The following is a 20,667-nucleotide window of genomic DNA, read 5'->3' as shown; positions in this document are numbered from 1 at the left end:
TCGATTAAGTTGTTAAATTTTTTTGTGGATACTGTAATGCAAACAAGATACCATCAACTTGGCTGCCATATATTTTACAGTAACTCATTTGACTTATTTGCATATTTGTTTCTTTTGCAACATGCTGAATATAATCTTCTGAGTGACGAAAATAATCTCCTTTGTTTACAAAGTCAATACCTTTACTTTCCTTTCTTCTTACTAAACATACAATAATCCCTTTTTTGTTTGTCAATCCTTTTGCTAGTTCCAATTCTGCTAGAAAATCATGTAGATAGTGTAGCACTTCAGCAAAGATAATTACATCATATTGCTGATTCTTCTCTTGTTTAAGAAATTCTTTCATTTCTGTATGTATTAACTCATCGTAAACAGGTTTACCTTTTATAAGGCATCCTCTTGCAATATTGAGCATTCTATTTGAGATGTCAACTCCTGTTATGCGACTTCTAATATTACTTATTTTTAGGAAGTGACCACATATTCCAGTACCGCAACCAAGGTCGAGTATATTCAGTTCAGAAGTGGAGTTGTTAAAGACTTTTGTAATTATCATGTGTATGAGTTCATGCCCTCTGTATTGTTTGGCAATTAGCCAATGCTCAACAAAATATTCACCTGTGTAATCAAAATATTGCTTTATGAGATTTTTAGGCAATTCTACGATATCTGATGTGTTTGTTATTTTTTTTAAGTAGTAAGAAGCTTCTTTGTGACTACTATCTAATTTTAACGTCTTTGTTAAATAATTATAAGCTTTATTAGTATTTCCTACTGCAAAATGACATCTTCCAATATTATACGAGATTATAGGTAAATTGGGGTAGAATATGCTAATTAACCAAAATCTTAACTTTGCATCTGATATATTACCTTTATAGAAGTGATATAACCCGATTTCAATGTTGGTATTTAACAGGTTTTTAGATTTTTCAAGAAGAACTACAGTTTCTTTATGGAGAGTATTGTATTTATCCATAATGAAATTTTTTACTTTTTTAATGTTTAATAAGCCAGTAAGCTTAGATATGCAATTTAAAGCAAAGTTTTTTATAAGAGATAGATTACTTTTCATACATTAGAAATACTCCAAATGTTCATTGTCATTTTTAGGTAACTAATTTTAACACATTTTATCTTACAAAATATCTTTTTCATTAATTTTTCTGTACATATCAATTTATAGAATATTTCTCAGATTTTACTGTTTAAGATTGTTGATAATAATAGGTAAATGTTTTATATAAAAAGGCGTTGACATATGATTTATCAGATTGTAAAATATAAAAGATTAGTTTTTAGATGTTTGAAAAGTTTTATGGTAGAGATTATTTAATCTCAATTCAATTGTAAGTTAATATTTAACTCTGCATATTCTACATATAGTCAGATAAATAAATTATTAAGAGCACTTGATGGATGCCTTGGCGTTAAGAGGCGATGAAGGACGTGGCAGGCTGCGATAAGCTGTGGGAAATTGTCAACAAATTTTGATCCGCAGATTTCCGAATGGGGAAACCCAACTAGCTTAGCTAGTTATTATATATTAAGTATATAAAGCAAACTTGGTGAACTGAAATATCTAAGTAGCCAAAGGAAAAGAAATCAACCGAGATTCTGTTAGTAGTGACGAGCGAAAGCGGAAAAGGCTAGCGATTTAAAAATAAGAATTAGAATACTCTGGAAGTGGTAACCATAGAAGGTGATAGTCCTGTATAAGTAGAAGGTTTTTAAATCCTTGAGTAGAGCGGGGCACGTGAAATTCTGTTTGAATATGGGGGGACCATCCTCCAAGCCTAAATACTCCTTAACGACCGATAGTGAACAAGTACCGTGAGGGAAAGGTGAAAAGAACCCCGGGAGGGGAGTGAAATAGAATCTGAAATCAAGTGCTTACAAACAGTTGGAGCTCTATATCAATTTATTGATATTTAGAGTGACAGCGTACCTTTTGCATAATGGGTCAGCGAGTTAATCTATGAAGCAAGCTTAAGCCGGTAGGTGTAGGCGTAGCGAAAGCAAGTCTGAATAGGGCGTTTAGTTTTATGGATTAGACCCGAAACCAAGTGATCTAGTCATGACCAGATTGAAGGTATGGTAAAACATACTGAAGGATCGAACCAGTTAATGTTGCAACATTATTGGATGAGTTGTGATTAGGGGTGAAAGGCCAATCAAACTTGGAAATAGCTGGTTCTCCGCGAAATCTATTTAGGTAGAGCGTTGTATGTATGTTGTTGGGGGTAGAGCACTGGATAGACTAGGGGGATTCATCATCTTACCAAATCTAACCAAACTCCGAATACCAACAATTAATTGTACAGCAGACACACTACGGGTGCTAAGTCCGTGGTGGAAAGGGAAACAGCCCAGATCACTATCTAAGGTCCCAAAATTACAGCTAAGTGGGGAAGGAAGTAGAAAAACCATTACAGCTAGGAGGTTGGCTTGGAAGCAGCCATCCTTTAAAGAAAGCGTAACAGCTCACTTGTCTAAATAAGTTTTTCTGCGCCGAAAATGTACCGGGGCTAAAGCTGTATACCGAAGATGTGGGTGCTTATTGATTTCGATTAGTAGGCGCGGTAGCGGAGCGTTCCGTAAGTCTGTGAAGGTGGTTTGTGAAAACTGCTGGAGATATCGGAAGTGAGAATGCTGACATAAGTAGCGTAAAAGAGTGTGAAAAACACTCTCACCAAAAATCTAAGGGTTCCTACGTTAAGTTAATCTGCGTAGGGTTAGTCGGTTCCTAAGGCAAGTCCGTAAAGGAGTAGTCGATGGCAATTAGGTTAATATTCCTAAACCTCTTAAGTGTGACGGGTTTTGTATTTGTATAGGTCTTATTGGATTGATCTATGCTTAAAAGAAGCTCCAGGAAATAGCACTTATATTTATGAGGCCGTACCGTAAACCGACACTGGTGGATGAGTAGAGTATACTAAGGTGTTGAAAGAATGATGTTGAAGGAACTCGGCAAATTATACCTGTAACTTCGGAAGAAGGGTAACCTGCTTTTAGGCAACTATGAGTGGGTGGCACAAAATAGGGAGTAGCGACTGTTTACTAAAAACACAGGACTCTGCAAACACGTAAGTGGAAGTATAGGGTCTGACGCCTGCCCGGTGCTGGAAGGTTAATAGGAAGAGTGCAAGCTCTGAATTGAAGCCCCAGTAAACGGCGGCCGTAACACTGACGGTCCTAAGGTAGCGAAATTCCTTGTCGGGTAAGTTCCGACCCGCACGAATGGCGTAACGATTTCTCCACTGTCTCCAACATCATTTCAGCGAAATTGAATTCCCCGTGCAGATGCGGGGTACCCGCGGTTAGACGAAGAGACCCCGTGCACCTTTACTATAACTTTACATTGCTGTTAAAAATGTGATGTGCAGGATAGGTGGGAGACTTTGAAGTTATGGCGCTAGCTGTAATGGAGTCGACCTTGAGATACCACCTTTTACATTTTTAATATCTAACTATGTTTCATTATCTGAAACTAGGACATTGTATGGTGGGTAGTTTGACTGGGGCGGTCGCCTCCTAAAAAGTAACGGAGGCGTGCGAAGGTAAGCTAGAGCTGGTCGGAAATCAGCTTGATAGTACAATGGCATAAGCTTGCCTGACTGCGAGGCTGACAAGCCAAGCAGAGACGAAAGTCGGTCATAGTGATCCGGTAATTCTGTATGGAAGGGTTATCGCTCAACGGATAAAAGGTACGCCGGGGATAACAGGCTGATGGTGTTCGAGAGTTCATATCGACGACACCGTTTGGCACCTCGATGTCGACTCATCACATCCTGGGGCTGGAGAAGGTCCCAAGGGTTCGGCTGTTCGCCGATTAAAGTGATACGTGAGTTGGGTTTAGAACGTCGTGAGACAGTTCGGTTTCTATCTGCCGTGGGTGAAGGAAATTTGAGAAGATCTGACTCTAGTACGAGAGGACCGAGATGGATATACCTCTGGTGTACCAGCTGTTATGCCAATAGCATCGCTGGGTAGCTATGTATAGATGGGATAATTGCTGAAAGCATATAAGCAAGAAACCCTCTTCAAAAAAATTTCCCAATTAAGGCCGTGGGAGACTACCACGTTGATAGGCTAGGTGTAGAAGCATGGTAACATGTGAAGCTAACTGGTACTAATAGCCTGATTGATTTATTTGCTTTCTATATGTGTATATGCAGTGTTAAATATTAAATTAAAATTTGTTAAATCAGAAATTTTTGTTGACTTGGTGGCTATAGCAAAAATGAACCACCCGATCTCATTTCGAACTCGGAAGTGAAACTTTTTAGCGCCGATGATACTTAAAAAGGGAAAGTAGGTCGCTGCCAAGTTTATAAAAATTTCTTTTTATTTATATCTGTTCAGTAGGGCGATGAAACAAGGTAAACATAGAGTAGGTGTGAGGTAATGTAACTGATCTTTTACAACTCTGCGAAAACTTTAAAATAAAAGTAGAATTTGTTACCTATTTGCAAACGAGGAGGAGACATAGCAATATTTAATAAATCATTAAAATAAGCTTGGTTAGTGTCCCCCTTCGGGGATTGTCTCGCCTTGAGGCGAAGGACAAGTTACAATAGTCGCGTATGCGACGTTATGGGTATAATGCACACCCTAAGTACGATATGAAAGTACACTTGGTATGGATTCCCAAATATCGCAAAAGGGTGCTAATAGGCCAAATTGCTATTAGAGTTAGGGAGCTGCTAAGGCAGGTTACTATGGAAAATGAGATCCAAATTATCTCAGGTAAAGTTGCAGTAGATCATATTCATATGTTCATATCATATAAACCACAGCAAAGTGTTAGTAAAATTGTACAACTTTTGAAAGGAACAAGTTAAAGGTTGCTGATGCAAGATTTTGCAAGTCTAAGGAAGCAATTTTGGGGTAGACACCTTTGGGCACGTGGATATTTAGCCGTAAGTTCTGGTACAATTACAGATGAGGTGATACAGGAGTACATATCTATCCAGGAAGGCGAGCCACTTCATGACAATGATCAATTTCAAATTGATTGAAATTTAACCCTTCACCTTGTAGGTGATGGTTGTTGAGTTTGGATATCCTTAGCAAGGTACTTTGAAACATAGTTGAACTATTGAAGTTAAAATTCTGGGCTGTTACTTAAAAAACGCATTCACTGAATTATTTGTGCTAAAAAAAAGCTTTATTAAAAAGTGAAAGAGATGTTTTCACAGAAGTGTAAGAAAGTTGCAAGACGTATAAGGTATTACTTAAAGCTACCTATCTGAAGCAACTGGAGCTTCTCAAGTTGCGAAAAATATTTTAAAATCTGAAAGAGTGATGTGAAATTTTTAAGTAAATCAGAAAGTATTCCACTACCATACTGAACAGCAAATTAGGCATTATATCGCTTACTGTAAAAGCTCATATTTTACGTAATCAGAGCGAGGAACTTGAAAGGATAATTTCATTATACTTAACATGAAAACAAAGAGAACTGTACAATTCCCTGCCTATCGTTTCTTGAACCACTCCCCTGAACGGGTACTTTTACTTTTATCAAACTATTCTCTTATTGTAATAAGTTGCTTCTATATTCAAATTTAGCAATTTCCCTCTAGGATTATCCTTATTTTGTTCTAAATATAGGCTTTGTTCAAATGCCATTCCCCATTGTGTGCGATAGCTAGACTCTCTATATTTATAAAAACTCTCCTTAGCATTATTTGTATCGAGCTTTTTATCTTGTTTTCTTATACTCTCTACCATCAAGCACCCACATCTATTAATTTATTTTTAAAAACTTTACTTATCTTATCATAAAAAATATAGCTGTAAATACTTTAGTGAAAATTTCTTCTTATTTTATCTTTCTTTAAGCAAATATTGAGGTCTTTTTGTAAATTTTTATAGCCTGCTTGCATAATGTTTTTATGGGTTAGTATTATGTAATAGTATCCTACATTACTTATATTAGAAATGCTAACTTTAGCTAGCATTCGTAATTGCCTTTTTATTTTATTTCTTTTTGCTGCTTTTCCGACTTTTTTACTGATAGCCAGACCTACTCTAATAACATGAATATACTTTTCAGGTTCTCTTTCTTTTATAGCATATAGTGATATATATACCCCTCGATAAAAAAGACTGTCAGGTGCTAATCTGTTTTTAAAAGCAAAGGAAAACTCTTTTTTTTTATGCTTACTATGCGCATAATTTATTACACCCTAATGAGCGACGCTTATTAAGAATTTTTCTTCCAGCTTTTGTTGACATACGTGAACGAAATCCATGTTTGTGCTTTTTTTTTAAGTTTTTTGGTTGAAATGTTCTTTTCATTGTTTTTATATTAATATAACTATTTATTTTAAATTATTTTGCTCTATTGTCAAATAATGGTCAACTTCTATGGCATTCTTGTTGAATAAAATTTGATATATGGAAAAATGAATTTAATTATAGGCGTACCTGTTTTACTAATCCTTTTATTTTGTTTGAGTAAGTTTCAAGCAGTAAGTAAAGTTAAGTCTTATATATATTTGAGTTGTATGTGGATGCTACCTTGTTTGTTAGCATTCTATGATGGTTATTTTATAATTTCTATTTCTATAGCGTTACTTTTTTTTATGCTGATTTTTATCTTTAAAGGTAAAAGAAATAAGATGGTAAAATTTTTGTTATTTATGGCTTTAGCAATATCACTTTTTATCACTTTATTTATAATGCTATCTATTTTTGTTCAGTCCATTTCTTTTTTTAATAAAGTAGCTATTTCAGAATTCTTATTTTGCTTAAAATGGAAGCATAATGTAGCTATTATTGGCGAAGGAGAGGTGGGATGTTTTGGTATAGCGCCACTTTTAGTGGGGACATTACTTATAACTATTGTAGCAATGTTAGTTGCGGTGCCGCTTGGTTTATTTTCTGCAATATATATTAGTGAGTATGCGAGTGAAAAAGTGCGTTATGTTATTAATACAGCCTTACAGGTTTTGTCTGCTATTCCTACTGTTGTATATGGATACTTCTCAGTTGTATTTTTGTCTTTTTTTATAAAGCAGGTAGCAAATTTTTTTAATTTAAGTATACACTCAGAAAGTGCTTTGATTGCTGGTTTATCGATTGGAATAATGATTCTTCCTTTTATTATTTCTTTGCTTGAAGATGCTATAAGATCTGTTCCAAAAAGTTTACGTTATGGTTTTATGGCGCTTGGCGCAACACCAGCGGAAACTATATGGCATATAACAATACCTTATGCAATGCCTACAATTTTAAGTGCAATTTTGTTATCAATTTCAAGAGTGATAGGTGAAACAATGATTGTACTAATGGCTGTAGGAATCAATGCAAACTTGACCTTTAATCCTCTCAATTCAGTTACTACTATTACTGTACAAATTGCTACATTACTTACCGGAGATCAGGATTTCAGTAGTGTGCAGACTCTTGCGGCTTATGCTCTTAGTTTGGTGCTGTTTGTTATTACTTGGTTATTGAATGCATTTGCATTGTTTATAATGAAGCGTAACTAGTAAGTGTTTTAATATTGCAAAATTTCTGTTGATAATATAAAATTTATTTTCTTTAGAAGTTCTTTATATAGAATTATAGTGTTAGGTGATAAAAAAGATGGATATAGGTAAAGTAGTTAAAGTAACTCAAGCAGTTGTTGATTTAAAATTTGAAGGCGAATTACCTAGGATATTTAATGCTTTGAAAAGCAAGTTAAAATACAAGAGCAAGGAGCTGGTTTTAGAGGTTTCACAGCATATAGGTGATAATATAGTACGTTGTATTGCTATGGATAGCACAGATGGTATGTCAAGAGGTGACGAATTTGTTGATACAGGTGCGCCAATATCAGTTCCGGTTGGACGTTCAACTTTAGGAAGGATTTTTAATGTTGTAGGAGAGCTTATAGATGAGTGTGGTCCGCTGAAAGGAAAGTGTGATTTAGAACCTATACATAGATCACCTCCAAGTTTTACCGAGCAGAAGATACAGGAAGAAGTTTTAGTTACAGGAATAAAGGTTATAGATCTTCTTGCGCCTTATCTTAAAGGAGGAAAAATTGGCTTATTTGGTGGAGCTGGTGTTGGTAAAACAGTTCTGATAATGGAATTGATTAACAATATAGCAAAAGCTCATAAAGGATTTTCCGTATTTGCCGGAGTAGGGGAGAGAACGCGTGAAGGTAATGATCTTTATAATGAGATGATCACTTCGAATGTAATAGATATAAATGAGCATGAAAAATCTCAAGCTGTTTTGGTTTATGGTCAAATGAATGAGCCTCCTGGAGCAAGGGCTAGAGTTGCTTTGACGGCGCTAACTATGGCGGAGTATTTTCGTGATCGTGAAAACCAAGATGTTCTATTTTTTGTAGATAATATCTTCCGTTTCACTCAAGCTGGCTCTGAACTTTCCGCTTTACTTGGGAGAATACCATCAGCTGTTGGTTATCAGCCAACCCTTGCGACTGATATGGGCGCTATGCAAGAGAGAATAGCCTCAACTACTGCTGGTTCTATTACTTCTGTACAGGCTATATATGTTCCTGCGGATGATTTGACTGATCCAGCTCCAGCAACTACATTCTCTCATCTTGATGCCACCACAGTATTATCAAGGCAAATAGCTGAAATGGGCATATATCCTGCTGTTGATCCACTTGATTCAACTTCTCAGTCTTTATCTGCTGAAATCATTGGTGAAGAACATTATAATGTGGCTTCTGAGGTGAAACGTATATTGCAAACTTATAAGTCGCTGCAAGATATTATCGCAATACTTGGTATGGATGAGCTATCTGATGAAGATAAAATTATTGTTGATAGAGCTCGTAAAATTCAGAAGTTTCTTTCTCAACCTTTTCATGTTGCGGAGGTGTTTACTGGCATGTCTGGTAAATTTGTTTCACTTTCTGATACTATTTCTAGTTTTAAAGGAATTATTGAAGGCAAATATGATCACCTGCCAGAAGCTGCGTTTTATATGGTGGGAAGTATAAGTGAAGCAATAGAAAAGGCTGAATCGATAAAAGCTGAAGTTGGAGCTAAGCATTAAAGATTATGAACACTTTTAAGGTGCAATTTTTTTCTCCTGATAATAGAATTTCGTTTGATGAAGTAGTTTCTCTTTCAGTGAGTGGGCTTGAAGGGGAGCTAATGATTTTAGCTTACCATTCCCCTTATTTAATTTATTTATTGCCTAGTATAATTACTGTTCAAATGAGTAACCAGATAAAGGAGAAAGTTGTAATTGACAATGGTGTATTAGAGGTTGTAAATAATGATTGTAGCATTCTAACAAATCAAATTCAGGTTTTTGATCATTTGACTCATGATGAGGAATCATTAAAAAATAAGAGAGTTGGTATATATTTAAGTTATCTTGATGTCAAATCTCTTTAGGGGCTCTTTTTTTGTATCTGTTCAAATGCATGGCTAAATGCTGAGACAAGAATTCCAGTACTTCCTCTCTTTTCATCTCAGCTTCCATGATATCATCCCAGTGCGTGACACTGGTTTTTCATAATCATTAAAACGTTGATTACTTTTATACTCACGAATTTAACTGAATTCCAGTGTCAAGCACTGACCATTTACTGCGCAAATTGATAGAATGTTCGTACAGTTGTGTGTTACACTACTCAGATGACAAGAGGGGCTACTTGAATAAAGAAGCCGCTGGTCTCATATGCATCTTTAAGAATTTCCACGCTGACTTTGGCTACACACCTTTGAGGGACTGCTGATTAAGTCTAGAAGTGAACTACAGTGGTCGTCATCATCGCTATGAAATGCGCTATCAAGGATTAAAGACCTAGGTTTTTTTTCTGAATCATCAATTTCCTCTGTAAGCTGGTAAAACATTTTTGAATTATCATCAAAAACTTTCTTTTTATTAACAAGTACTTGATAAATTACTGGACTTAACAGTTCTACTTGGCTATTTAAGTACTGCACTTTACCGTTTAGCTCTTTTCTTTCTCCAGTTATTCTTTCAATTTCCAGAGCTTTATTTCCAATCATTTCTGTCAAGTACTTATTACATTTTTCCAATTCTTTAATCTTTGACTGCAGTAATTGATTCTCTTTTGTTTCTTTTCTCTTCAGCGATAACTGTTGCTTATACTTCTTAAATTGCTCATCTTTAAGCTCTAGCTCATTCTCTAACTCTTCACATTTCCGCTTTAGCCGATCTACCTCTTGTTTGTAAGATTCCAGATTTGTGTTGTGCTCATCGTCTAAGCTTCGCATTTGAGATTTTAAATTCGTTAACGATTTATCGTATTCATATCTCATGCGTTCTACTTCCTTTTCATTTTCATTTGCATCTTCTTCTAACTGATTCACTTTACTTTTCAGTTTCTCTCGTTCTGCATTAGTAATTGTTAACTTTTTCTCTAGGTCTTCCTTTCCTTCATGTACACTTTCAAGTTCTTGTATTTTCCCTTGCAGCTCTGTTGATATATTTTTTAGCTTCTCATCTTTTTGTGTTAGTCCAATTTGCAATTTTACGTTTTTTTGCTTTTCTTCTTCAAGTTCATTCTGTAAATCACTATTGCACTTCTCTAATTCTTCAATTTCTTGCTTAGTCTCCATGAGTTCCTGTTCTGATTTTTTTTGCTTTATTATGCAACTACTTAACAGCTGGTCTAATTCCTTTTGCAATTTTCTTAACTCACTTATCAACTCTTCTTTTCCTGCATTAGCAACTTCCAGCTTTTTCTTCAGGCCTTCCTTTTCTTCATACGCACCTTCAAATTCTTGCTCTCTTTTTTGCAGCTCTGTTGACATATTTGCTAGCTTTTCATCTTTTTGTGTAAGTCCGGCTTGCAATTCTGCATTTTTTTGCTTTTCTTCTCCAAATTCATTCTGTAAATCACTATTACGCTTTTCTAACTCTTCAATTTCTTGCTTAGCCTTGTCGAGTTCCTGTTCTGATTCTACTTGCTTTGCTGTATAGTTGCTTAACATTTGATTTTCTTCTTTCAAATCTGATATTTGCTCCTCTTTGCTTTTCTTTATACTCTCATTATCGCTTCTTAACTGATCAAGATCATCTTTCAAATGAAACCTTTCTTCTTCCAGATGAACTAATTCCTTTTGCAATTTTCTTAACTCACTTATCAACTCTTCTTTTCCTGCATTAGCAACTTCCAGCTTTTTCTTCAGGCCTTCCTTTTCTTCATACGCACCTTCAAGTTCTTGCGCTTTTTCTTGCAGCTCTGTTGACATATTTGCTAGCTTTTCATCTTTTTGTGTAAGTCCGGCTTGCAATTCTGCATTTTTTTGCTTTTCTTCTCCAAATTCATTCTGTAAATCACTATTACGCTTTTCTAACTCTTCAATTTCTTGCTTAGCCTNGACATTACATCACCCCTTACATTATACTAATTGAAATTATATATTCAAGTTACTTTTGTGAATATTTTATTATTTTAGTGTCCCCCTTCGGGGATTGTCTCGCCTTGAGGCGAAGGACAAGTTACAATAGTCGCGTATGCGACGTTATGGGTATAATGCACACCCTAAGTACGATATGAAAGTACACTTGGTATGGATTCCCAAATATCGCAAAAGGGTGCTAATAGGCCAAATTGCTATTAGAGTTAGGGAGCTGCTAAGGCAGGTTACTATGGAAAATGAGATCCAAATTATCTCAGGTAAAGTTGCAGTAGATCATATTCATATGTTCATATCATATAAACCACAGCAAAGTGTTAGTAAAATTGTACAACTTTTGAAAGGAACAAGTTAAAGGTTGCTGATGCAAGATTTTGCAAGTCTAAGGAAGCAATTTTGGGGTAGACACCTTTGGGCACGTGGATATTTAGCCGTAAGTTCTGGTACAATTACAGATGAGGTGATACAGGAGTACATATCTATCCAGGAAGGCGAGCCACTTCATGACAATGATCAATTTCAAATTGATTGAAATTTAACCCTTCACCTTGTAGGTGATGGTTGTTGAGTTTGGATATCCTTAGCAAGGTACTTTGAAACATAGTTGAACTATTGAAGTTAAAATTCTGGGCTGTTACTTAAAAAACGCATTCACTGAATTATTTGTGCTAAAAAAAAGCTTTATTAAAAAGTGAAAGAGATGTTTTCACAGAAGTGTAAGAAAGTTGCAAGACGTATAAGGTATTACTTAAAGCTACCTATCTGAAGCAACTGGAGCTTCTCAAGTTGCGAAAAATATTTTAAAATCTGAAAGAGTGATGTGAAATTTTTAAGTAAATCAGAAAGTATTCCACTACCATACTGAACAGCAAATTAGGCATTATATCGCTTACTGTAAAAGCTCATATTTTACGTAATCAGAGCGAGGAACTTGAAAGGATAATTTCATTATACTTAACATGAAAACAAAGAGAACTGTACAATTCCCTGCCTATCGTTTCTTGAACCACTCCCCTGAACGGGTACTTTTACTTTTATCAAACTATTCTCTTATTGTAATAAGTTGCTTCTATATTCAAATTTAGCAATTTCCCTCTAGGATTATCCTTATTTTGTTCTAAATATAGGCTTTGTTCAAATGCCATTCCCCATTGTGTGCGATAGCTAGACTCTCTATATTTATAAAAACTCTCCTTAGCATTATTTGTATCGAGCTTTTTATCTTGTTTTCTTATACTCTCTACCATCAAGCACCCACATCTATTAATTTATTTTTAAAAACTTTACTTATCTTATCATAAAAAATATAGCTGTAAATACTTTAGTGAAAATTTCTTCTTATTTTATCTTTCTTTAAGCAAATATTGAGGTCTTTTTGTAAATTTTTATAGCCTGCTTGCATAATGTTTTTATGGGTTAGTATTATGTAATAGTATCCTACATTACTTATATTAGAAATGCTAACTTTAGCTAGCATTCGTAATTGCCTTTTTATTTTATTTCTTTTTGCTGCTTTTCCGACTTTTTTACTGATAGCCAGACCTACTCTAATAACATGAATATACTTTTCAGGTTCTCTTTCTTTTATAGCATATAGTGATATATATACCCCTCGATAAAAAAGACTGTCAGGTGCTAATCTGTTTTTAAAAGCAAAGGAAAACTCTTTTTTTTTATGCTTACTATGCGCATAATTTATTACACCCTAATGAGCGACGCTTATTAAGAATTTTTCTTCCAGCTTTTGTTGACATACGTGAACGAAATCCATGTTTGTGCTTTTTTTTTAAGTTTTTTGGTTGAAATGTTCTTTTCATTGTTTTTATATTAATATAACTATTTATTTTAAATTATTTTGCTCTATTGTCAAATAATGGTCAACTTCTATGGCATTCTTGTTGAATAAAATTTGATATATGGAAAAATGAATTTAATTATAGGCGTACCTGTTTTACTAATCCTTTTATTTTGTTTGAGTAAGTTTCAAGCAGTAAGTAAAGTTAAGTCTTATATATATTTGAGTTGTATGTGGATGCTACCTTGTTTGTTAGCATTCTATGATGGTTATTTTATAATTTCTATTTCTATAGCGTTACTTTTTTTTATGCTGATTTTTATCTTTAAAGGTAAAAGAAATAAGATGGTAAAATTTTTGTTATTTATGGCTTTAGCAATATCACTTTTTATCACTTTATTTATAATGCTATCTATTTTTGTTCAGTCCATTTCTTTTTTTAATAAAGTAGCTATTTCAGAATTCTTATTTTGCTTAAAATGGAAGCATAATGTAGCTATTATTGGCGAAGGAGAGGTGGGATGTTTTGGTATAGCGCCACTTTTAGTGGGGACATTACTTATAACTATTGTAGCAATGTTAGTTGCGGTGCCGCTTGGTTTATTTTCTGCAATATATATTAGTGAGTATGCGAGTGAAAAAGTGCGTTATGTTATTAATACAGCCTTACAGGTTTTGTCTGCTATTCCTACTGTTGTATATGGATACTTCTCAGTTGTATTTTTGTCTTTTTTTATAAAGCAGGTAGCAAATTTTTTTAATTTAAGTATACACTCAGAAAGTGCTTTGATTGCTGGTTTATCGATTGGAATAATGATTCTTCCTTTTATTATTTCTTTGCTTGAAGATGCTATAAGATCTGTTCCAAAAAGTTTACGTTATGGTTTTATGGCGCTTGGCGCAACACCAGCGGAAACTATATGGCATATAACAATACCTTATGCAATGCCTACAATTTTAAGTGCAATTTTGTTATCAATTTCAAGAGTGATAGGTGAAACAATGATTGTACTAATGGCTGTAGGAATCAATGCAAACTTGACCTTTAATCCTCTCAATTCAGTTACTACTATTACTGTACAAATTGCTACATTACTTACCGGAGATCAGGATTTCAGTAGTGTGCAGACTCTTGCGGCTTATGCTCTTAGTTTGGTGCTGTTTGTTATTACTTGGTTATTGAATGCATTTGCATTGTTTATAATGAAGCGTAACTAGTAAGTGTTTTAATATTGCAAAATTTCTGTTGATAATATAAAATTTATTTTCTTTAGAAGTTCTTTATATAGAATTATAGTGTTAGGTGATAAAAAAGATGGATATAGGTAAAGTAGTTAAAGTAACTCAAGCAGTTGTTGATTTAAAATTTGAAGGCGAATTACCTAGGATATTTAATGCTTTGAAAAGCAAGTTAAAATACAAGAGCAAGGAGCTGGTTTTAGAGGTTTCACAGCATATAGGTGATAATATAGTACGTTGTATTGCTATGGATAGCACAGATGGTATGTCAAGAGGTGACGAATTTGTTGATACAGGTGCGCCAATATCAGTTCCGGTTGGACGTTCAACTTTAGGAAGGATTTTTAATGTTGTAGGAGAGCTTATAGATGAGTGTGGTCCGCTGAAAGGAAAGTGTGATTTAGAACCTATACATAGATCACCTCCAAGTTTTACCGAGCAGAAGATACAGGAAGAAGTTTTAGTTACAGGAATAAAGGTTATAGATCTTCTTGCGCCTTATCTTAAAGGAGGAAAAATTGGCTTATTTGGTGGAGCTGGTGTTGGTAAAACAGTTCTGATAATGGAATTGATTAACAATATAGCAAAAGCTCATAAAGGATTTTCCGTATTTGCCGGAGTAGGGGAGAGAACGCGTGAAGGTAATGATCTTTATAATGAGATGATCACTTCGAATGTAATAGATATAAATGAGCATGAAAAATCTCAAGCTGTTTTGGTTTATGGTCAAATGAATGAGCCTCCTGGAGCAAGGGCTAGAGTTGCTTTGACGGCGCTAACTATGGCGGAGTATTTTCGTGATCGTGAAAACCAAGATGTTCTATTTTTTGTAGATAATATCTTCCGTTTCACTCAAGCTGGCTCTGAACTTTCCGCTTTACTTGGGAGAATACCATCAGCTGTTGGTTATCAGCCAACCCTTGCGACTGATATGGGCGCTATGCAAGAGAGAATAGCCTCAACTACTGCTGGTTCTATTACTTCTGTACAGGCTATATATGTTCCTGCGGATGATTTGACTGATCCAGCTCCAGCAACTACATTCTCTCATCTTGATGCCACCACAGTATTATCAAGGCAAATAGCTGAAATGGGCATATATCCTGCTGTTGATCCACTTGATTCAACTTCTCAGTCTTTATCTGCTGAAATCATTGGTGAAGAACATTATAATGTGGCTTCTGAGGTGAAACGTATATTGCAAACTTATAAGTCGCTGCAAGATATTATCGCAATACTTGGTATGGATGAGCTATCTGATGAAGATAAAATTATTGTTGATAGAGCTCGTAAAATTCAGAAGTTTCTTTCTCAACCTTTTCATGTTGCGGAGGTGTTTACTGGCATGTCTGGTAAATTTGTTTCACTTTCTGATACTATTTCTAGTTTTAAAGGAATTATTGAAGGCAAATATGATCACCTGCCAGAAGCTGCGTTTTATATGGTGGGAAGTATAAGTGAAGCAATAGAAAAGGCTGAATCGATAAAAGCTGAAGTTGGAGCTAAGCATTAAAGATTATGAACACTTTTAAGGTGCAATTTTTTTCTCCTGATAATAGAATTTCGTTTGATGAAGTAGTTTCTCTTTCAGTGAGTGGGCTTGAAGGGGAGCTAATGATTTTAGCTTACCATTCCCCTTATTTAATTTATTTATTGCCTAGTATAATTACTGTTCAAATGAGTAACCAGATAAAGGAGAAAGTTGTAATTGACAATGGTGTATTAGAGGTTGTAAATAATGATTGTAGCATTCTAACAAATCAAATTCAGGTTTTTGATCATTTGACTCATGATGAGGAATCATTAAAAAATAAGAGAGTTGGTATATATTTAAGTTATCTTGATGTCAAATCTCTTTAGGGGCTCTTTTTTTGTATCTGTTCAAATGCATGGCTAAATGCTGAGACAAGAATTCCAGTACTTCCTCTCTTTTCATCTCAGCTTCCATGATATCATCCCAGTGCGTGACACTGGTTTTTCATAATCATTAAAACGTTGATTACTTTTATACTCACGAATTTAACTGAATTCCAGTGTCAAGCACTGACCATTTACTGCGCAAATTGATAGAATGTTCGTACAGTTGTGTGTTACACTACTCAGATGACAAGAGGGGCTACTTGAATAAAGAAGCCGCTGGTCTCATATGCATCTTTAAGAATTTCCACGCTGACTTTGGCTACACACCTTTGAGGGACTGCTGATTAAGTCTAGAAGTGAACTACAGTGGTCGTCATCATCGCTATGAAATGCGCTATCAAGGATTAAAGACCTAGGTTTTTTTTCTGAATCATCAATTTCCTCTGTAAGCTGGTAAAACATTTTTGAATTATCATCAAAAACTTTCTTTTTATTAACAAGTACTTGATAAATTACTGGACTTAACAGTTCTACTTGGCTATTTAAGTACTGCACTTTACCGTTTAGCTCTTTTCTTTCTCCAGTTATTCTTTCAATTTCCAGAGCTTTATTTCCAATCATTTCTGTCAAGTACTTATTACATTTTTCCAATTCTTTAATCTTTGACTGCAGTAATTGATTCTCTTTTGTTTCTTTTCTCTTCAGCGATAACTGTTGCTTATACTTCTTAAATTGCTCATCTTTAAGCTCTAGCTCATTCTCTAACTCTTCACATTTCCGCTTTAGCCGATCTACCTCTTGTTTGTAAGATTCCAGATTTGTGTTGTGCTCATCGTCTAAGCTTCGCATTTGAGATTTTAAATTCGTTAACGATTTATCGTATTCATATCTCATGCGTTCTACTTCCTTTTCATTTTCATTTGCATCTTCTTCTAACTGATTCACTTTACTTTTCAGTTTCTCTCGTTCTGCATTAGTAATTGTTAACTTTTTCTCTAGGTCTTCCTTTCCTTCATGTACACTTTCAAGTTCTTGTATTTTCCCTTGCAGCTCTGTTGATATATTTTTTAGCTTCTCATCTTTTTGTGTTAGTCCAATTTGCAATTTTACGTTTTTTTGCTTTTCTTCTTCAAGTTCATTCTGTAAATCACTATTGCACTTCTCTAATTCTTCAATTTCTTGCTTAGTCTCCATGAGTTCCTGTTCTGATTTTTTTTGCTTTATTATGCAACTACTTAACAGCTGGTCTAATTCCTTTTGCAATTTTCTTAACTCACTTATCAACTCTTCTTTTCCTGCATTAGCAACTTCCAGCTTTTTCTTCAGGCCTTCCTTTTCTTCATACGCACCTTCAAATTCTTGCTCTCTTTTTTGCAGCTCTGTTGACATATTTGCTAGCTTTTCATCTTTTTGTGTAAGTCCGGCTTGCAATTCTGCATTTTTTTGCTTTTCTTCTCCAAATTCATTCTGTAAATCACTATTACGCTTTTCTAACTCTTCAATTTCTTGCTTAGCCTTGTCGAGTTCCTGTTCTGATTCTACTTGCTTTGCTGTATAGTTGCTTAACATTTGATTTTCTTCTTTCAAATCTGATATTTGCTCCTCTTTGCTTTTCTTTATACTCTCATTATCGCTTCTTAACTGATCAAGATCATCTTTCAAATGAAACCTTTCTTCTTCCAGATGAACTAATTCCTTTTGCAATTTTCTTAACTCACTTATCAACTCTTCTTTTCCTGCATTAGCAACTTCCAGCTTTTTCTTCAGGCCTTCCTTTTCTTCATACGCACCTTCAAGTTCTTGCGCTTTTTCTTGCAGCTCTGTTGACATATTTGCTAGCTTTTCATCTTTTTGTGTAAGTCCGGCTTGCAATTCTGCATTTTTTTGCTTTTCTTCTCCAAATTCATTCTGTAAATCACTATTACGCTTTTCTAACTCTTCAATTTCTTGCTTAGCCTCGTCGAGTCTATATTGTAATTTGTTTCTCTGCTCGTTTAATTCTCTAATTTCTTGCTCAGCCTTTGTAAACTTTTGATCTAATTGTTGTGAGTTAATTTCTGTTTGCACTGCAGCTTCTTGCAAATTCTGAATTGCAACTTCTTGTAAATTAACCTCTGTCTGAGCTTCAGTGTGCTGTAAACTAATTCCTGTCTGAATTGCAACCTCTTGTAAACCAACTTCTGTCTGATTTTCAGCTTGTTGAGAGCCAATTTCCGCTTGAATTTCAACATGTTGCACAGCAACTTCTGTCTGAGTTTTAGTGTGCTGTAAATTCACTTCTGTTTGAGTTGCAACTTCTTGCAAATTCTGAGTTTCAGTTTGTTGAGAATCAATTTCCGCTTGAATCTCAACATGTTGCACAGCAACTTCTGTTTGAGTTTCAGTGTGCTGTGAATTAACTTCTGTTTGAGTTGCAATTGCCTGAGTTGCAATCTGCTGTGCTGGTACATTGTTGCTAGTGAAAGAAAGAATAGGATTGTTTTTAGCATCATTTTCAAGATCTTTCAGCTTTTCGTCTTGATTGATTACTATATTTTGCAGATTACTAACAGATGGAGCATCTTTATTCTTCTCCAATAATGCTTTTACAGCATCATGTAGAGAGAGGTCTTGAATATATAATTCCTCATTTTGTCTTATTAAATTCCAAAACTCCTTAGATGGCGATTCAAAATCTTTACCATTAAACTGTAGTACTTCAGTTATACCAGCACTACTTACATTCATAACCATAGTACAACTAAAAGTTTTCCCATGCTTGTCCTGCACAGACCAAGTGCTTGTTATTTCATAATATGCATCCTCTTTAAATTCATAATGTCTTTCCTTATCTTTTCGATAAGCGTACATACCATGCTTTTTATCGCAATAAATATTCAACGCATTAATATTACTTTCTTGCTGCAAGATATCGCTAATTTTTATTGGCTCACTTCTACTGTAATTAGTAAGGTTAATGTTTAACACTCTATTAGCATCTTCAGTTTCTACATAAAAAGCTTGAAGCTCTATGTCTTTCCTTTCAAAATACTTACTTACAGCTTTTTTTGCCTGATTTGCTAATTCTATAAAGTCTTTCTTAAAGCTCTTGTTGAAAGATAGATCTATATATGCTTGCTTAAAATTTTCATCATTTGTTAAATCCATGAACAAGTCATAAATCTCCCATTTTTCCTGATAATGCTTTTCTAAAACAGTAATGCTATTTTTTCTTTTCAACTCTGCTAATATGTTTTTCAGCATCAGGAAACTTGTTGACATAGTATACCCCCTATTACTATTGTTCTGATAATACATCTATTGTAGGAGTGGCTAAGCTATCAAAGTTCCTTTGTGTTAATCTTTGTAGTTGAATTTAATTGCGTTAAAAACAACTGCGAGCATTAAACTCAATTTAGCCTCACTATCTATTTGTATTACAATACTATACTAATAGTAGCACTACATCTTAGGCTATGCAAGAATTTCATTAGACGTAAAACTAGTAAACTTCAGAAATTGGGTATACTAGTTGCTAATTCTGTTAATAAAATATAACCAATTAAGGAAAGCGCTATACATATTAACTATGTCTCAGTTCAATATTTTCTTCCCTGACAGACTAAAAATTGAGTTGAGTTAAAAATCCGATTTTATTTAATACTTTTCAAAGATGACAATATTTTGTAAAAATAGGTTTTTAATAGGACAATAATATGGAAATTTTTCTTGATAGTGTTGATTTAAATGAAATTGAAGAATTAAAGGAGTTCATTGACGGCATAACAACTAATCCTTCTTTAATAGCAAAATCTGGACATAAAGATAAATACGAAGATTTAGTAAGTGAAATATGCTCTATTATAAAAGGGCCTGTTAGTGTTGAAGTTGTTGCAGATAGCCATGAAGAGATGATTAAAGAAGGCCTTAAGTTAGCGAAAATTGCTAGTAATATCGTAGTAAAGTTGCCCCTTACACATGAAGGATTAATTTCTTGTAAAAAGTTGTGGACAGAACATAAAATACCTGCTAATATCACATTATGTTTTTCTCCTGGACAAGCACTGTTTGCCGCTAAGGCCGGTGCTTGTTTTATTTCTCCCTTTGTTGGTCGCCTTGATGATATAAGCTATGATGGCTTATCGCTAATAGAAGATATATGCACTATATATTCTAATTATAATTTTAAGACAAAAGTTCTTGTTGCATCAGTAAGAAGTCCAGCACATGTAATAGAAGCTGCACGGCTTGGTGCTCATTCAATTACTGTACCAGCAAAAATACTTAGACAGTTAATTAATCATCCACTTACTGACCAAGGGCTCGCAATATTTGAAAAAGACTGGGCGTAAAGTAATACATGATATTGCTATAAAATATAATATAAAAAGGACATATGTACCATCTGTCCTT

Annotated in this window: 15 protein-coding genes, 2 rRNA genes and 5 pseudogenes; 13 read left to right on the top strand and 9 right to left on the bottom strand. The window is 34.6% G+C overall.

Features of this window, described 5'->3' with window-relative positions; translation table 11 throughout:
• Positions 1-4: 4 nt before the first annotated feature.
• Complete coding sequence (locus tag BWZ41_RS01360; protein WP_143689148.1) at positions 5-1,075, bottom strand: methyltransferase domain-containing protein; 1,071 nt, start codon at positions 1,073-1,075, stop codon at positions 5-7.
• A 317-nt stretch (positions 1,076-1,392) separates the two neighbouring features.
• On the opposite strand from BWZ41_RS01360, the gene BWZ41_RS01355 reads away from it, so the two are divergent.
• The 4 genes and pseudogenes from BWZ41_RS01355 to BWZ41_RS08395 all read left to right on the top strand — a co-directional run.
• A 23S ribosomal RNA gene (locus tag BWZ41_RS01355) occupies positions 1,393-4,157 on the top strand.
• A gap of 67 nt (positions 4,158-4,224) precedes the next feature.
• Positions 4,225-4,331 (top strand): 5S ribosomal RNA (rrf, locus tag BWZ41_RS01350).
• A 255-nt stretch (positions 4,332-4,586) separates the two neighbouring features.
• Positions 4,587-5,021 (top strand): annotated as a pseudogene (gene tnpA / locus BWZ41_RS01345) (IS200/IS605 family transposase).
• A gap of 79 nt (positions 5,022-5,100) precedes the next feature.
• A pseudogene (locus BWZ41_RS08395) lies at positions 5,101-5,452 on the top strand (IS66 family transposase); the annotation flags it as partial.
• A 74-nt stretch (positions 5,453-5,526) separates the two neighbouring features.
• Here the strand turns inward: BWZ41_RS08395 and BWZ41_RS01340 are convergent.
• From BWZ41_RS01340 to rpmH (BWZ41_RS01330), 3 genes are all read right to left on the bottom strand, one after another.
• Complete coding sequence (locus tag BWZ41_RS01340; RefSeq protein WP_143689147.1) at positions 5,527-5,736, bottom strand: hypothetical protein; 210 nt, start codon at positions 5,734-5,736, stop codon at positions 5,527-5,529.
• 74 nt (positions 5,737-5,810) lie between these two features.
• Positions 5,811-6,188, bottom strand: coding sequence for a ribonuclease P protein component (rnpA, locus tag BWZ41_RS01335; RefSeq protein ID WP_080589533.1), 378 nt, complete (start codon positions 6,186-6,188; stop codon positions 5,811-5,813).
• On the bottom strand, positions 6,172-6,306 hold the full coding sequence (rpmH, locus tag BWZ41_RS01330) for a 50S ribosomal protein L34 (protein WP_010404613.1): 135 nt from the start codon (positions 6,304-6,306) through the stop codon (positions 6,172-6,174). Before rpmH (BWZ41_RS01330) ends, rnpA (BWZ41_RS01335) begins: the two co-directional genes overlap by 17 nt.
• A 107-nt stretch (positions 6,307-6,413) precedes the next feature.
• Between rpmH (BWZ41_RS01330) and pstC (BWZ41_RS01325) the strand changes: the two genes are divergently transcribed.
• The 3 genes from pstC (BWZ41_RS01325) (at position 6,414) to BWZ41_RS01315 (ending at position 9,383) form a co-directional block, all read left to right on the top strand.
• Positions 6,414-7,502, top strand: a complete 1,089-nt coding sequence (gene pstC / locus BWZ41_RS01325) for a phosphate ABC transporter permease subunit PstC (protein WP_143689146.1) — start codon at positions 6,414-6,416, stop codon at positions 7,500-7,502.
• Positions 7,503-7,599: 97 nt separating this feature from the next.
• Positions 7,600-9,036, top strand: a complete 1,437-nt coding sequence (gene atpD / locus BWZ41_RS01320; RefSeq protein WP_177429444.1) for a F0F1 ATP synthase subunit beta — start codon at positions 7,600-7,602, stop codon at positions 9,034-9,036.
• A gap of 5 nt (positions 9,037-9,041) precedes the next feature.
• On the top strand, positions 9,042-9,383 hold the full coding sequence (locus BWZ41_RS01315; protein ID WP_143689145.1) for a F0F1 ATP synthase subunit epsilon: 342 nt from the start codon (positions 9,042-9,044) through the stop codon (positions 9,381-9,383).
• Between the two features lie 294 nt (positions 9,384-9,677).
• On the opposite strand, the pseudogene BWZ41_RS08390 reads toward BWZ41_RS01315, so the two are convergent.
• Positions 9,678-11,341: pseudogene (locus BWZ41_RS08390) on the bottom strand (hypothetical protein); the annotation flags it as partial.
• Positions 11,342-11,478: 137 nt separating this feature from the next.
• On the opposite strand from BWZ41_RS08390, the pseudogene tnpA (BWZ41_RS01305) reads away from it, so the two are divergent.
• Positions 11,479-11,913 (top strand): annotated as a pseudogene (tnpA, locus tag BWZ41_RS01305) (IS200/IS605 family transposase).
• Positions 11,914-11,992: 79 nt separating this feature from the next.
• A pseudogene (locus BWZ41_RS08385) lies at positions 11,993-12,344 on the top strand (IS66 family transposase); the annotation flags it as partial.
• A 74-nt stretch (positions 12,345-12,418) separates the two neighbouring features.
• Here the strand turns inward: BWZ41_RS08385 and BWZ41_RS01300 are convergent.
• From BWZ41_RS01300 to rpmH (BWZ41_RS01290), 3 genes are all read right to left on the bottom strand, one after another.
• Positions 12,419-12,628: a hypothetical protein gene (locus BWZ41_RS01300; RefSeq protein ID WP_143689147.1), complete on the bottom strand. Its 210-nt coding sequence runs from the start codon at positions 12,626-12,628 to the stop codon at positions 12,419-12,421.
• Between the two features lie 74 nt (positions 12,629-12,702).
• Complete coding sequence (rnpA, locus tag BWZ41_RS01295; protein WP_080589533.1) at positions 12,703-13,080, bottom strand: ribonuclease P protein component; 378 nt, start codon at positions 13,078-13,080, stop codon at positions 12,703-12,705.
• Positions 13,064-13,198 carry a 50S ribosomal protein L34 gene (gene rpmH / locus BWZ41_RS01290; RefSeq protein WP_010404613.1) on the bottom strand — a complete coding sequence of 45 codons (135 nt, stop codon included), beginning with the start codon at positions 13,196-13,198 and terminating at the stop codon, positions 13,064-13,066. Before rpmH (BWZ41_RS01290) ends, rnpA (BWZ41_RS01295) begins: the two co-directional genes overlap by 17 nt.
• A 107-nt stretch (positions 13,199-13,305) precedes the next feature.
• Between rpmH (BWZ41_RS01290) and pstC (BWZ41_RS01285) the strand changes: the two genes are divergently transcribed.
• From pstC (BWZ41_RS01285) to BWZ41_RS01275, 3 genes are all read left to right on the top strand, one after another.
• On the top strand, positions 13,306-14,394 hold the full coding sequence (gene pstC, locus BWZ41_RS01285) for a phosphate ABC transporter permease subunit PstC (RefSeq protein ID WP_143689146.1): 1,089 nt from the start codon (positions 13,306-13,308) through the stop codon (positions 14,392-14,394).
• Positions 14,395-14,491: 97 nt separating this feature from the next.
• The gene (gene atpD / locus BWZ41_RS01280; RefSeq protein WP_177429444.1) at positions 14,492-15,928 is read left to right on the top strand and encodes a F0F1 ATP synthase subunit beta; all 1,437 of its coding nucleotides are present in this window, start codon (positions 14,492-14,494) and stop codon (positions 15,926-15,928) included.
• Positions 15,929-15,933: 5 nt separating this feature from the next.
• The gene (locus BWZ41_RS01275; protein ID WP_143689145.1) at positions 15,934-16,275 is read left to right on the top strand and encodes a F0F1 ATP synthase subunit epsilon; all 342 of its coding nucleotides are present in this window, start codon (positions 15,934-15,936) and stop codon (positions 16,273-16,275) included.
• Between the two features lie 294 nt (positions 16,276-16,569).
• On the opposite strand, the gene BWZ41_RS01270 is transcribed toward BWZ41_RS01275, so the two are convergent.
• Positions 16,570-19,536 (bottom strand): hypothetical protein, encoded by a 2,967-nt coding sequence (locus tag BWZ41_RS01270; RefSeq protein ID WP_143689144.1) that lies wholly within the window; start codon positions 19,534-19,536, stop codon positions 16,570-16,572.
• 434 nt (positions 19,537-19,970) lie between these two features.
• Between BWZ41_RS01270 and fsa the strand changes: the two genes are divergently transcribed.
• The gene (fsa, locus tag BWZ41_RS01265; RefSeq protein WP_143689143.1) at positions 19,971-20,606 is read left to right on the top strand and encodes a fructose-6-phosphate aldolase; all 636 of its coding nucleotides are present in this window, start codon (positions 19,971-19,973) and stop codon (positions 20,604-20,606) included.
• Positions 20,607-20,667: the final 61 nt, after the last annotated feature.

It is taken from the genome of Wolbachia endosymbiont of Nilaparvata lugens (assembly GCF_007115045.1).
Classification (GTDB): Bacteria; Pseudomonadota; Alphaproteobacteria; order Rickettsiales; family Anaplasmataceae; genus Wolbachia.
Note: the sequence above shows the minus strand (reverse complement) of the source record. Positions and strands in the feature narration are given on the sequence as shown.